The sequence below is a fragment of the Leucobacter sp. Ag1 genome, from assembly GCF_000980875.1.
Classification (GTDB): domain Bacteria; phylum Actinomycetota; class Actinomycetes; order Actinomycetales; family Microbacteriaceae; genus Leucobacter; species Leucobacter iarius.
Genome location: NZ_LAYO01000081.1, coordinates 1 through 13227, shown reverse-complemented (window position 1 = coordinate 13227; position 13227 = coordinate 1). Strand labels below are relative to the sequence as shown.

11 protein-coding genes are annotated in these 13227 nt (G+C 71.2%); 7 read left to right on the top strand and 4 right to left on the bottom strand.

Annotation, left to right across the window (positions count from 1 at the left end; genetic code table 11):
• Positions 1-24: 24 nt before the first annotated feature.
• On the bottom strand, positions 25-1200 hold the full coding sequence (locus XM48_RS04910; RefSeq protein WP_046454683.1) for a M20/M25/M40 family metallo-hydrolase: 1176 nt from the start codon (positions 1198-1200) through the stop codon (positions 25-27).
• A 210-nt stretch (positions 1201-1410) separates the two neighbouring features.
• Here XM48_RS04910 and XM48_RS04905 point away from each other — a divergent pair, with 210 nt between their 5' ends.
• The 3 genes from XM48_RS04905 to XM48_RS04895 are packed head-to-tail and all read left to right on the top strand — an operon-like array spanning position 1411 to position 4117.
• Positions 1411-2349 carry an ABC transporter substrate-binding protein gene (locus tag XM48_RS04905; protein ID WP_046454682.1) on the top strand — a complete coding sequence of 313 codons (939 nt, stop codon included), beginning with the start codon at positions 1411-1413 and terminating at the stop codon, positions 2347-2349.
• 29 nt (positions 2350-2378) lie between these two features.
• Positions 2379-3311: an amino acid ABC transporter permease gene (locus XM48_RS04900; RefSeq protein ID WP_046454681.1), complete on the top strand. Its 933-nt coding sequence runs from the start codon at positions 2379-2381 to the stop codon at positions 3309-3311.
• A gap of 53 nt (positions 3312-3364) precedes the next feature.
• Positions 3365-4117 carry an amino acid ABC transporter ATP-binding protein gene (locus XM48_RS04895; RefSeq protein WP_046454705.1) on the top strand — a complete coding sequence of 251 codons (753 nt, stop codon included), beginning with the start codon at positions 3365-3367 and terminating at the stop codon, positions 4115-4117.
• A gap of 112 nt (positions 4118-4229) precedes the next feature.
• Here the strand turns inward: XM48_RS04895 and XM48_RS04890 are convergent, their stop codons facing one another.
• Positions 4230-5135 carry a MurR/RpiR family transcriptional regulator gene (locus XM48_RS04890; protein ID WP_046454680.1) on the bottom strand — a complete coding sequence of 302 codons (906 nt, stop codon included), beginning with the start codon at positions 5133-5135 and terminating at the stop codon, positions 4230-4232.
• 243 nt (positions 5136-5378) lie between these two features.
• Here XM48_RS04890 and XM48_RS04885 point away from each other — a divergent pair, with 243 nt between their 5' ends.
• The gene (locus XM48_RS04885; RefSeq protein WP_046454679.1) at positions 5379-7406 is read left to right on the top strand and encodes a cyanophycinase; all 2028 of its coding nucleotides are present in this window, start codon (positions 5379-5381) and stop codon (positions 7404-7406) included.
• 247 nt (positions 7407-7653) lie between these two features.
• Here the strand turns inward: XM48_RS04885 and XM48_RS04880 are convergent, their stop codons facing one another.
• Positions 7654-8412, bottom strand: a complete 759-nt coding sequence (locus XM48_RS04880) for a DUF998 domain-containing protein (protein WP_052961301.1) — start codon at positions 8410-8412, stop codon at positions 7654-7656.
• The gene (locus XM48_RS04875) at positions 8409-9449 is read right to left on the bottom strand and encodes an alcohol dehydrogenase catalytic domain-containing protein (RefSeq protein WP_046454678.1); all 1041 of its coding nucleotides are present in this window, start codon (positions 9447-9449) and stop codon (positions 8409-8411) included. Before XM48_RS04875 ends, XM48_RS04880 begins: the two co-directional genes overlap by 4 nt.
• A gap of 227 nt (positions 9450-9676) precedes the next feature.
• On the opposite strand from XM48_RS04875, the gene XM48_RS04870 reads away from it, so the two are divergent.
• The 3 genes from XM48_RS04870 to XM48_RS04860 all read left to right on the top strand — a co-directional run.
• Positions 9677-11821, top strand: a complete 2145-nt coding sequence (locus XM48_RS04870) for a DUF2156 domain-containing protein (RefSeq protein ID WP_046454677.1) — start codon at positions 9677-9679, stop codon at positions 11819-11821.
• Between the two features lie 13 nt (positions 11822-11834).
• Positions 11835-12614 (top strand): DUF1345 domain-containing protein, encoded by a 780-nt coding sequence (locus XM48_RS04865; RefSeq protein ID WP_052961300.1) that lies wholly within the window; start codon positions 11835-11837, stop codon positions 12612-12614.
• A 275-nt stretch (positions 12615-12889) separates the two neighbouring features.
• Positions 12890-13227: deaminase (locus tag XM48_RS04860; RefSeq protein ID WP_046454676.1), on the top strand; the 338-nt coding region annotated here is incomplete at its 3' end.

Sequence of the window (13227 nt, the reverse complement as noted above, 5' to 3'; positions counted from 1 at the left end):
GCACACGCAGACGCGCTCCCGCTCTCACCCCTCGCCGCGGAGCTGCGCGGGCGCCTCTTCGATGAGGGTCGCGAGCAGCGCCACGCGCTGGGGCACGCTCGCGAGGTCGAGCCATTCGACGGGGCTGTGGTCGCCGCCGCCGACCGGGCCCAGCCCGTCGAGCGTCGGCACGCCCAGCGCGGCGACCCGGTTCGCGTCCGACACTCCACCGGTCCGCGCGAGCGCAGGCGCGAACCCGAGCTCCCCCGCGACCTCGAGCGCCAGGTCGCCGAGCCGCAGCGCGTCCGGGCCGGCCTCCATGGGCGGGCAGTGGTCGATCTCGCGCACCGTGATGCGGGCGCCGGGCACCGCGGGATCGACGCAGCGCGCGCGGATCCGGTCGATGACCCCGTTCAGCACCGCGGCCTCGGCGGCGCGCGCTTCGACGTGCAGCACCGCGCGGTCGGGCACCACGTTGGTGCGTTCGCCGGCCCGCAGCATGCCGACGTTGACGGTGAGCCGGGCGGCGGGATCCGCGAGCGCCTGCAGGAACACGGTGAGGTGGGCGGCCTCGAGCCCGGCGTGCACTCCGCGCTCGGGTTCGATGCCGGAGTGCGCGGCCACGCCCTCGACCTCCAGCACGAGGTCGACGGCACCCTTGCGCGCGAGCACCAGGTCCCCGTTCTCGCGCGCGCACTCAAGGCACAGCGCGACGTCGGCGCCGCGGGCGACCGACTGCAGCGCCGGTCCACCGACGGGCGAGCCGATCTCCTCGTCGGGGGTGAACACGAGCACGAGTTCGCCGTAGCGCTCGTCACCCGCGGCGATGAGGTGCGCCGCCGCGTGCAGGCCGGCGACGACACCGGCCTTGTCGTCGCAGACGCCCGGTCCGTGCGCGAGGCCGTCCGCGTCGACCGAGAACGGCCGCCGGGCCGCGTCGCCGCGCTCGAACACGGTGTCCATGTGCCCGAACAGCACGACGGTGCCGCTGCCGTTCCCCTGCCTGCGCCCGACGAGCACGTCGCCGTACTGCGGGGCGCCCGCGGAGCTGCGCGATACCGCGAAGCCGAGGCTGCGCAGTCGGGTTTCGATCCAGTCGGCGACCCGGTTCACCCCGTCGGGGTCGTCGGATCCCGAATCGATCGCGACCAGCGCGGCGAGATCCCGCGCGTAGTCCTCCTGCATCGTCTGAGCTCGTTCGAGCAGCTCGCCTGCGCGCATACCTACGGGGTCCCCATCGTCCACGGATCTACGGATTCACTGAAACGATCACGTCACTCGCGATCTGAATACCCCACAGTGAAACACAGGTTTCGACGTCGCGCCAGTCGCGAAACACGCATCACGAAGCCGTAACGAATATTTCAGAGATTGCGATCAATCGTTCTACATGAAACACTTGGCCCACCTCAGTGTCGAGAAAGGACCACCATGCACCTCCCCCGCCTCGCGCCCGCGGCTCTCGCCGCGTCGGCGATCCTCGCGCTCACCCTCACCGGCTGCACCAACGCCGCCGAAGAGACCGCGAAGCAGACGGACGGCAAGACCGCGTCCACCCAGGCCCCCGACACCATCGAGAAGCTCAGCGTCGACGCGTCCGCGCAGAAGCTGCTCCCCGCCGACGTCGTGAAGCGCGGCACGCTGCGCATCGCGACCGATCCCACCTACCTCCCCTTCGAGGGCTACGCCGACGACAACAAGACCTTCATCGGTCTCGACGTCGACCTCGCCGACTCGGTCGGCCAGCTGCTCGGCCTCAAGGTCGAGTTCACGCCGTCGGGCTTCGACGCGATCATCCCCGGCCTCAGCTCCGGCAAGTACGACATGTCGATGTCGGCCTTCTCCGTCACCGATGAGCGCAAGAAGAACGCCGACTTCGTCGTCTACCACCAGTCGGGCAGCGGCCTCGCGGTGCCCACCGGCAACCCCGACAAGCTCAAGATGGACGCCATGAGCCTCTGCGGCCGCACCATCGGCGCCGAGTCCGGCACGACGCAGGGCCAGGAGATCCTCCCGGCATTCAGCGAGGAGTGCACGAAGGCCGGCAAGAAGGCCATCGACATCAAGCTGTTCCCCGGCTCCGACAAGGCGATCACCGCGCTGACCTCCGGCCGCGTCGAGGCCGTCTCGTCCGGCGCGACCGGCCTCGGCTACCAGGCGAAGATCACCGGCGCGTTCGAGCTCGCCTCCGGCGGCGACTTCGCGCCCAAGCCGACCGGGCTCGTGCTGCCTAAGGGATCCGCGCTCACCCCGGCCGTCACCGCCGCGTTCGAGAAGCTCGTCACCACCAAGGCCTACAAGCAGGCCTTCGAGAAGTGGGGCATCAACGAGAGCAACTACGTCACCCCGGCGCAGGTCCCCGTCCAGTAATCCGCTCGCACTCGAAGGACGCATCGACCATGAGCAGTACCTCCGTGAAACCGCTGCGCGCGGACGAGGACTACGCGATCGCCAACAAGAAGTACCCGTGGCGCTGGGTATCCGCGATCGTCATCATCGCCCTGTTCGGCCTGCTGCTGTACTCGGCGGTGACGAACCCGCGCTTCCACTGGGACGTCATCGGGCTCTACTTCCGCGACGTCTCCATCGCGCGCGGGATCCAGATCACCCTGCTCCTGACCGTCGTGTGCATGCTGCTCGGCATCGTGCTGGGCATCGTCCTCGCCGTGATGCGCCTCTCCGTGAACCCGGTGGTGCGCGCCGCCGCCGGGTTCTACGTGTTCGCGTTCCGCGGCACCCCCGTGCTGGTGCAGCTGCTGCTCTGGTACAACCTCGCCGCGCTCTACCCCGACATCACCTTCGGGATCCCCGGCGTGCACCTCGACGCCAACCAGATCGTGACGCCGCTCATGGCCGCGATCCTCGGCCTCGGCCTCAACGAGGCCGCGTACATGTCCGAGATCGTGCGCGCCGGGATCCTGTCGGTCGACTCCGGGCAGAGCGAAGCCGCCGGCGCCCTCGGCCTCAACCGCATGCAGACCATGCTGAAGGTCGTCCTGCCGCAGGCGATGCGCGTCATCATCCCGCCGACCGGCAACGAGGCGATCGGCATGCTCAAGCAGACCTCGCTCGTCAGCGTGCTCGCCGTCTCGGAGCTCCTGTACTCGACGCAGGTGATCTACGCGAAGAACTTCCAGGTCATCCCGATGCTGATCGTCGCGAGCATCTGGTACATCATCATGACGACCGTGTTCACCCTCGGTCAGGGCTGGCTCGAGCGCCGCTTCTCGCGCGGCACCTCCCGCCACACCCCCACCTCGTGGACCGACCGCCTGCGCAAGGCGATGCGCGTCCACGCACCCGAGGCGACCGGAAAGGCGGCCACCCTGTGAGCACCGACACGATCACCGGCATCGCGGCCGAGACCGGCTCCTCTCCCGAGCCGATGGTGCGGGCGGCCGGAGTGCGCAAGCACTTCGGATCCCTGCAGGTGCTGCAGGGCGTCGACCTCGAGGTGCAGCGCGGCGAGGTCGTCTGCCTCATCGGCGCGTCCGGATCCGGCAAGAGCACGCTGCTGCGCTGCATCAACCACCTCGAGAAGCTCGACGGCGGCCGCATCTGGATCGACGGCGACGTCGTCGGCTACGACCTGCGCGGCCGCACCCTGCACGAGAAGAGCCACGGCGACATCTGCCGGGATCGCACCCAGACCGGCATGGTGTTCCAGCACTTCAACCTGTTCGGCCACATGACCGTGCTCGAGAACATCATGCTCGCGCCGCGCACCGTGCTGAAGCAGAAGACGTCGGAGGTGCTGCCGCGCGCGCTCGCCCTGCTCGACCAGGTCGGGCTCGCCGACAAGGCGAAGTCGTACCCGCGGCAGCTCTCGGGCGGTCAGCAGCAGCGCGTCGCCATCGCGCGCGCCCTCTGCATGGAACCCAAGCTCATGCTGTTCGACGAGCCGACCTCGGCGCTCGATCCCGAACTCGTCGGCGACGTGCTGAAGGTCATGCGCGACCTCGCCGCCTCGGGCATGACGATGATCGTCGTGACCCACGAGATGGGTTTCGCCCGCGAGGTCGCCGACCGGGTCGTGTTCATGCACGGCGGGCAGATCATCGAACAGGGCACGCCCGCGCAGGTCCTCGGGGATCCGCAGCACGAGCGCACCCGGGCGTTCCTCTCGGCGGTGCGGTGACTCCGCGGACCTGATCCGGGGCGACCGTCATTCTGCGCGAGCGCGCACAGCCTCCCTGTCATCCTGCGCGAGCGTGCGAGTCGCAGGATGACGGGGCCCGCCCCGGTTCAGCTCAGATCACCTCGAGCTGCTGCGCCGTCCGCTCGATGCGCGCGATGCGGTCGCGGGCCGGATCGCCGATGCGAGTGACGAGCGCTTCGAACAGCGCCTCGATGAGCGCCATGACGGGCAGCACGGAGTCGAAGGGGCCGCGTTCGGAGGCGACGCTCGTGAGCACGGCGTCCGCGTCGGTCGCGCAGGGCGACACCCAGCGGTCGGTGACGACCACGACGGTCGACTTCCGTGCCTTCGCGAGCTGCACGACGGATCGGGTGGCGGCCTCGTAGCGGCGGAAGTCGAACGCGATCACGACGTCCTTCGCATCGAAACCGGTGACGGTCGCGGCGCGCAGGCTGGCCATCGTCGGCACCATCTGCACCGCGGGGCGGAGCTGCTGCAGGCTGGCCGCGAGGTACTCGGCGAGGAAGGTGCTGTAGCGTCCGCCCACGAGCCAGACCCGGTGCTTGGGGTTGGCGATCGCCTCGACGGTCGTGCCGAAGTCGTGGTCGGAGAGGCTCGCGAAGGTCGCGCGCAGGTCCTCGACCGGATCCTCGGCGAGCCCCGCGAGATCGCCGGGGGCGACGGCGCGACGGGCGAGTCCGGTGCGCTCGTAGAGCGCCATGGGCGACGCGCTGCGCTGCTCGAGCTCGCCGCGCAGCGCGCGCTGGAAGTCGGGGAACCCGCTGTAGCCGAGGCGGGTGGTGAAGCGCACGACGGTGGCGCCGCTCACCTCGGCGAGCTCGGCGAGCCCGGCGACGGTCTCGAAGCCGGCGACGGGGTAGGCGGCGAGCAGGGTGCGGGCGACCTTGCGCTCGGAGGGCGTGCAGTCGCCCATGCGCTCGCGGATCCGCGCCGCCACGGAGTCGGTGCCCGGCAGCGCCTCCGCTGCCGGCCCGTTCGCCTCGCGAGATCCTGTCATGCGTCGCATCCTCTCCGTCCGGCGCCCGCCGCGCGAGCGAGCGGCGCCGCGGATCTGCCCGTACCGGCAGCGCGGGCCGCCTGAGCGCCGCGTTGCACGTGAAACGCCGTCAGTCTATCGACGGAGGCTCCACCCACGCGGTCGCCACCGGTCATGAAATGTTTGTTTCGATTATTGCAGGCATTCGGTTTGCGTGAAATACTTGCGCCGTCCACCCCTCAATGACGAGACCGGAGATCCCGCATGCCCCTTCCCCCACGCCGCGCGCGCCTCGGCACCGCCGTCGCCGTCGCGCTCACCGCGGGCGCGCTCTGCGCCACCGCCATCGCCCCCGCCGCGACGGCCGCGCCGCAGCCGCGCGCCGCCGAGCCGAACGCACCGGCAGCACCGGCTGCGCCGACGGCGTCCACCGCGCCGAACGGCAGCATCGTGCTGATCGGCGGAGCCATCAAGCCCGGCGAGGCCAACAGCGAGGCGATCATCCAGCGGATCGTCGACCTCGCGAAGCAGCACGCGGGCGACAAGAAGCCCCGCATCGCGATCGTCACGACCGCCTCGGAGGTCGCGCCGAACGCCACCGAGGCGGCCGACGGCAACACCTACGACAACGCGACTGCCAACGGTCTCTACTACTCCGACTGGTTCGCCGCGCACGGCGCCGACGTCTACCCGGTGCCCGTCGACGTGAACCCCGGCGAGGACTACCCCGGCGATCCCTACAGCGCCGACAACGCGAAGAGCGCGGCCGTCGCGCAGGCCGTGCGCGACTCCGACGCCGTCTACTTCGGCGGCGGCGACCAGATCAACTACGTGCGCGCGTTCATGGACTGCACCGCTCCCGATCAGGCCGCGGCCGACATCTACGCGTTCACCTCCTGCACCGACACCCCCGTGATGGCCGCGATCCGCGAGGTCGTCGAGTCCGGCGGCGTCACCGCGGGCACGAGCGCGGGCCTCACGATCCAGCAGGGCGCCGACATGATCTCGGGCGGGGATCCCTACCCCTCGTGGCGCGACGGCGCGACGGTCGGCTGGTTCGAGGACGACCGACTCGCGTCGATCCCGTCGGGCGGCTTCGGCTTCTTCACCGAAGGCATGCTCGATTCCCACTTCGCGCGCCGCGACCGCCAGCCCCGCATCGTGCGCCTCGCGATCGCCACGGGACACGACCGCAGCTTCGGCGTCGAGGAGAAGACCGCGCTCGTCGTGGATCGCGCCGCCCGCACCGGCGAGGTGATCGGGCAGCTCGGCGCCAGCCTGCTCGATACGAGCGCCGCGACCTCCGACGGGCGCAACGCCGCCGGCGTGCGGTACTCCTACTTCACGACCGGATCCACCATCGACTTCGCGACCGGCGCGATCACCCTCGCGGGCACGGCGCACAGCGGGGCCGGATCCGCCGAGGCGCCCGCGGCGCCCACCGACATCTGGGGCTCGTACGAGTGCGAGGGCGGCATCTTCGGAACGCTGGACCTGGCGCAGGGACTCGTGAAGTCCTCGGCGTCGACCGCGACCGGCGACACCTGCGATTCGCCGGCCGAGTCCCCGCGCTTCCGCACCACCTTCACCCGCACGGCGGACACGCGGTGGAACGATGACGGCGGCTTCACCGACCTCGCCATGAGCATCACCGGGATCCCCTCGTTCTCGGCCGTCGCGAGCGCGACCGGATCGGTCGGCACCCCGAACCCGCAGGTCCCCGCGGGCTCGCAGGCCGGGATCACCGTGACCGTGACCAACACCGGCGGCACCCCGCTCACCGGGTTCCGGATCGCCTCCGAAGCCTCGGGATCGTCCGCCGCGGCGTCGGATCCGGCGTCCACCGCGGTCGTCGCCCCCGGGGGGACCCTGCAGCTGCAGACGACCCGCACCGTCGCGGAGGGCCCCCAGACCTTCGCGCTGCGGATCACCGCGACCGCCGTCGACGCGAACGGAGCCGAGCTCGGCGTCGAGACCGCGCCGCAGACCGCATCGATCGCGTTCGTCGGGGTCGGCACGGAGGCCGAGGCGAACGCGAACGCGAGTTCGAGTGCGAACGGGTCGAGCGACTCGGGCGGATCGAACTCGGACGCGAAGGGTTCGGCGACCAGCAGCGCCTCGGCGAGCGCGAACGGGGCGGCCGACGGGACGGGATCCGGGGCCAAGGGCCAGGGATCGCTCGCGCAGACCGGTGCCCCCGCGGACGGCGTCGCGCTTCCCGCTGCGGGCCTCCTGCTGCTCGCGGGCGCCGTGGCGCTGGTCGCCCGCAGGCGCCTGCGCTCCCGCGCGTAGTTCTCGCGGGCTCGCGGCCAGCATCGCCGAGGGGCTCCTGTCGGGGTTGTGGACTTCCATAACCCCCGACACGGGCCCCTCGATCGCGTTCCGAGGGTGGCGCGCGCTTCCCGCTCGCACACCCCACACCCCACACCCCACACCCCGCGCCCTCGCCAGAGACCTTCGTCGAGTGGCGGCAAACCGCTCCTTCACGCCCTCCGAAGCATTCGTCTGGCGCCACTCGACGGGATATCAGGGGCGGCGACTACGCGCCGGGACCCGAACCCGGCGCACCCGAGCCCACCCCCGAACCCGAACCCGAACCCACGCCCGCGCCCACGCCCGCCCCCGCACGATCCCGCGCACGCCACAGCGCGATGCCGGCGCCCAGCTGCCAGACCATGAAGCTCGCGACCGCGCCCCGCTCCGAGATCCCGGCGGGCAGCAGTACGTGCGCGACGAGCAGCGCGGCGCTGACGAATCCGAGCGCCCCGAGGATCGGCCCGAGCTTCCCGTATCGGCCGAGCTGCGGCACGGCGCGGTACGACGCGATCGCGGTCAGGTTGCCGCCCGCGATCGCACCGATCGCGCCGACGATATGGAAGATCATGAGCCCGCTCTCGGCGTTCGCGGGCGATCCGGGGACGAGCCCGACGAGCGCGATCCCGGCCGCGTGGATCGCGCCGAACGCGAGGAACGCGCCCCCGGCGAGCCCGCGGCGCACGGCGGGCGCGAGCAGCGCGAGCCCGATCCCGAACAGGAGCCCCTCGCCGAGGAATCCGGCGTTCATCACCGTGTGCAGCGGCGAGTCGAGCGTGCGCCCGTCGAGCGTTCCCCCGTCGGGCACGCCGAGGTCGCTGATGAAGAACGTGGCGTAGCTGTACCCGGGGAACGCGGACGCGGCGATGGCCTCGCACAGGAAGTACCAGATCGGCGCCACGATCCACAGCAGCCCGACGGTGCCGAGGATCGGGTTCGCGCGACCGGCGCGACCGGCGCGACCGGACGGAACCGGCTCGCTCACGGGACGAGCACCGCCCGGCCCTGCACGCGCCCGTGGTGCAGGTCGTCGAAGGCCTGCACGGCGTCGTCGAGCGAGTAGCGCACCACTTCGACGCCGATCTTGCCGGCGCGGGCGAGCGCGACGGCCTGGCGCATGTCGGATCGGGTGCCGCCGTAGGCGCGTTCGATGTTCACGCCCCACGGCAGCGGGGTGCCGCTGCCCGCGACGTAGGGGAAGGATCCGCCTCCGAGGCCGACGAAGCGGATCGCGCCGCCGCCGCGCACGACGGCGACCGCGAGGTCGACGGTGGGCTGCACGCCGACGAAGTCGAACACGACATCGGCACCGACACCGCCGGTCTCCTCGAGGATCCGGGCCGCTGCGGCCCCGTCGCTCGGGATCGCGAGGTCGGCGCCGTGCTCGCGCGCGAAGGCGAGCTTCTCGGGGTCGGTGTCGAGCGCGATGATGCGGGCGCCCGTGGTCGCGGCGAGGATCTGCAGGGCCATGTGCCCGAGGCCGCCGAGGCCGATGGTGACGACCGTCGCATCGCCGGTCATGCGGTCGCGCACGGTGTTGATGGCGTGCATGGGCGTGAGCGCGGCGTCGGCGAGCGGTGCCGCGGCGACGAGGTCGAGGTCGCCGATGGGGTCGAGGTGGCGCGCCTTCACGGCGATGTAGTCGGCCATGCCGCCGGGGCTGCCGATGCCGGGCGAGAGCGGGGCGAGCGCGCTGCGCGGGTAGACGACCTCGCACTGGTTGTCGCGGCCGGCCAGGCACTCGCGGCACTGGCCGCAGGAGAGGATGAGCGCGACGAGGGCGCGGTCGCCGACTCGCCAGCCCGAGACGTCGGATCCGAGCTGCTCGACCGTGCCCGAGACCTCGTGGCCGAGGGTGCCGCCGATCAGCGGGTTCTCGTCGCCCATGCCGATGATCGCGATGTCGGAGTGGCAGAGGCCGGCCCCGCCGACCTTCAGCAGCACCTCATCGGGCTGGATCTCGGGAACGGGCTTGTCGTGGATCTCGACGGTGTTGTTCTTGACGTAGGTGACAGCACGCAACGCGGCCTCCTCTTCTGGCCGCGGGTGTGCGGCCGCAGATCGAACGGGCGCCGGTTCGGGCGTCCGCCCTCAGGCTACGCCTCCCCGCCGGGTACCGGGCAAGAGCCCGGCGAACGCCCGGGCTCCGGCCCGATCCGGCGCGCCCGCATGGAACCTGGGTACCATTTCGCGCGCGAACACCGCGTTCCGAGGATGTTCCGCAGCATTCGCTCCGTAAAATATTCCGCATGAGCGAACCTCCCGCGAAGGCCGCCCCGACGGAGCCCGTCGAGCCGGCCGAGCGCCCCGAGCCTTCGAAAGCGGTGCGCGTGCTGCAGCGCACCCTGCGCTGGCTCGCGCAGTTCCCCTTCACCATCGCGCTCGTCGCGGTGATGATCGTCATCGCGATCCTCACGGGAACCCACATCACTCCGCTCGCGCGCCTGCCCTGGTACCACGACGTCGCGACGGGCCTGCCCGCGTTCCGGCAGGGGCACTGGTGGACCCTCGGCACCTCGCCGTGGTTCATCGCCCACCCGCTCCGGGTGATCGGCGCGCTGCCGCTGGTGGTCGGCGGCGTCGGCTGGGCGGAGGCCAAGTTCGGCTCGCTCCGCGCGCTCGGTCTGTTCCTCGCCGGACACCTGGTCGGCGCGCTCGGCGCGGCGGGCACCCTCGCCCTCGCCTCGCACAACGGGTGGCCGTGGGCCGCACAGGTGTCGCGCGCGCTCGACGTCGGCCCCGCATCGGGCGCCATCGCCTGCCTCGTCTTCGCGATGAGCACGCTCCCCTCCCCCTGGCGTCTGCGCGCCCGCTACGCGGTGGTCGCCTGGGCGGCCATCGGGCTGCTCTACGTCGGCAAGATCGTGAACGTCGAGCACGCGATCGTCGTCGGCATCGCCCTGCTCGTCAGCGGTCTGCTGCCCGCATTCCGGCACCCCGCGGGTCGCCCGACCGTGCGCGAGTGGCGACTGCTCGGCTTCGTCGGCCTGATCGTGATCGGCGTGGTCGAGGTGTTCGCGCTGCTGGTCCCGTTCAACGGCCCGCTGGGCGAGAACGATCCGGTCACCCCGACCGCCGACGTGATCATCGACCTCGTCGCGATCGCGATCCTGGCGAACGGCGTGCGCCTCGGCCTGCGCCTGGCGTGGATCGCGACGATCGCCTTCGCCTGCTTCAACCTCGCGACCGCGGTGATCGCGACCGTGTTCCTGCCGCAGGCGCTCGACCTCGGCCTGCTCGACGAGCCCGGGATCCTCTTCACCTCGATCCTGCCGTCGGCGGTGCTCTGGCTGGCGCAGCTGATCGTGATGCTGCTCGGCCGCGGCGCCTTCCGCGTCCCATTGCTGCACTCCCGCCGCACCTTCGCCGCGCGCACGCTGACCCGTACCGAGGCGCTCGACCGCCTGCGCGAGTTCGGCGGCGGCAACATCTCGTGGATGATCGGCTGGCCCGACAACCGGCACATCGCCGTCGGGTCCGGCGTCATCGCCTACCAGGCGCACGCGGGCGTCGCGATCGCACTCGGCGATCCCATCGCCCCGAAGGAGCAGTTCGGCATCGCTCTCGACGAGTTCGCGCGTTCCGCCGAGCACGCCGGGTTCGTCCCGTGCGTGTTCTCGGCCTCCGCGCTGAGCGACGAGAACCGCCCGGCCGGCTGGCGCTCGGCCGTGATCGCCGAGGACACCATCGTCGATCTGCCCGATCTCGCTTTCACGGGCAAGCGCTGGAACTCGGTGCGCACGTCGATCAACCGCGCGGCGCGCGAGGGGATCGAGTTCCGCATGTGCACGCTCGCCGACGAGCCGTGGAGCGTGCTCGCCCAGGTGCGCGCCATCTCGGAGCAGTGGAGCGGTGACAAGGGCCTGCCCGAGATGCGCTTCACGCTCGGCACCGTCGAGGAGGCGCGCGATCCCGAGACCCGCGTCGGCATCGCGGTCGACGCCGAGGGCAGCCTGCACGGCATCACCTCGTGGCTGCCGGTGTACGGCCCGGGCGGGCAGATCCGCGGCTGGACCCTCGACCTCATGCGCCGGCGCGATGACGGCTTCGGCCCCGTCATGGAGTACCTGATCGCCGAGTCCGCGAAGCACTTCGCCGAGGCCGGCTACGAGTTCGTCTCGCTCTCGGGCGCCCCGCTGGTGCGCCCCGAGCAGGAGGATCCGGGCCCCGTCGACTTCGTGCTCGACCGCCTGAGCGAAACCCTCGAGCCGCTCTACGGCTTCCGTTCGCTGCACTTCTTCAAGCGCAAGTTCCACCCGCGCCACGAGCCGCTGTACATGCTGTACCGCGACGAGGGCGATCTGCCCCGCATCGCCGTGGCGCTGACCCGGGCCTACCTGCCCGACGCGACGCTGCGCGACCTCGCGTCCTCGGCGGCGAGCGCCCGGTCGTGATCGGGCGTCGGGCATGAGCGCGAAACCGAAGAAGAAGCGGAAGGAGCGGGTGAAGAAGCGCCGGCTCCCCCGGGTCGCCGCGGCGATCGCGAACTGGACCACGGTCGTGGGCGAGGTCCTGGGCGTGGTGATGCAGCTGCTGCTCGTCTTCCTCGGCTGGACGCTCGCGATGAGCGAGAGCAAGGTCGAGCTCTCGATCGTCGCGGTGGTGTGGTGCCTCATCGCCGCGCTCTACCTGGGGATCGTGGCCCTCGGCCTCACGATCATGATCCGCATCAGCGACGAGGATCCGCCCGTGGTGCGCCGCGTCGTCGGGCACCCGGTGATGCGGGTGTTCTCGAATCTCACGACCTTCGGCGCGAGCGCGTTCGGTCTGGTGGTCGCCGCGCAGGTGATCATCAACCGGCGCGACGCCGACCGCACGGCGTTCCTCGAGGCCGCGGCGGTCTGCGCGATGCTGCTCTCGTGGGCGCTGTTCAACTGGGGCTTCGCCCGCGTCTACTACTCGCGCTACCACCGCGCCGAGGTGCCGCCGCTGCACTTCCCGCGCACCGAGGATCCGCGGCTCAGCGACTTCGCGTACTTCTCGTTCACCAACGCGACCACCTTCGCGGTCTCCGATGTGCGGGTGACCGAGACGCGCATGCGCTGGACCACGGTGTGGCACACGTCGATGGCGTTCTTCTTCAATGCGCTGATCCTGGCGCTCACCATGAGCACGATCACGAGCGGTCGGTTCCTCGACTTCGATCTCGACAAGTTCCTCGACGAGCTCATCAACCTCGCCGGGTGACGGCCGACCCGGCCCCGCGAAACTTCGCGAAATCCGGCTGGAATAGTTCGCAGCGGGTGGCGTTAGGGTAGACGTAGGTTCCGGGGTCGGTGAGAATCCGAACCGGCGGTGAGAGTCCGCGACCCCCGCATTCGCGGGGTTGAACCGGTGGAATTCCGGTACCGACGGTGATGGGCGGCAGTTTCGACTGCGCGCCCGAGTCCGGATGGAAGGAACGTGGGCACCTGCCGCTGCGCAGGCGACCCCTATTCCCGGCACCCGAGAAACGAGACGGAATGCTGGGTGACGAGCTGCTGAGCAGCGCCATGCGGCGCACGCTCGCCCTCGCCGGGCGCGGGCCGGCGGGCGATCTCAACCCCCGCGTGGGGTGCGTGCTGCTCGATCCCGAGGGCCGCATCGTGGCCGAGGGCTGGCACCGCGGCAGCGGCACGGCGCACGCCGAGGTCGACGCGCTCGCGCACCTGCCCGCCGAGTGGCGGGGTCGGGGCGATGAGCTGACCGCGGTCGTCTCGCTCGAGCCCTGCAACCACACCGGCCGCACCGGGCCCTGCGCTCGCGCGCTCATAGACGCCGGGATCGGCGCCGTCGCCTACGGGCTCGACGATCCGGGCGA

Bases quoted from the DNA above. Each gene is read 5' to 3' on its own strand.
- XM48_RS04870 (WP_046454677.1), top strand. From the start codon at position 9,677: ATGAGCGAACCTCCCGCGAAGGCCGCCCCGACGGAGCCCGTCGAGCCG.
- XM48_RS04905 (WP_046454682.1), top strand. From the start codon at position 1,411: ATGCACCTCCCCCGCCTCGCGCCCGCGGCTCTCGCCGCGTCGGCGATC.
- XM48_RS04890 (WP_046454680.1), bottom strand. From the start codon at position 5,135: ATGACAGGATCTCGCGAGGCGAACGGGCCGGCAGCGGAGGCGCTGCCG.
- XM48_RS04865 (WP_052961300.1), top strand. From the start codon at position 11,835: ATGAGCGCGAAACCGAAGAAGAAGCGGAAGGAGCGGGTGAAGAAGCGC.
- XM48_RS04910 (WP_046454683.1), bottom strand. From the start codon at position 1,200: ATGCGCGCAGGCGAGCTGCTCGAACGAGCTCAGACGATGCAGGAGGAC.
- XM48_RS04895 (WP_046454705.1), top strand. From the start codon at position 3,365: ATGGTGCGGGCGGCCGGAGTGCGCAAGCACTTCGGATCCCTGCAGGTG.
- XM48_RS04885 (WP_046454679.1), top strand. From the start codon at position 5,379: ATGCCCCTTCCCCCACGCCGCGCGCGCCTCGGCACCGCCGTCGCCGTC.
- XM48_RS04900 (WP_046454681.1), top strand. From the start codon at position 2,379: ATGAGCAGTACCTCCGTGAAACCGCTGCGCGCGGACGAGGACTACGCG.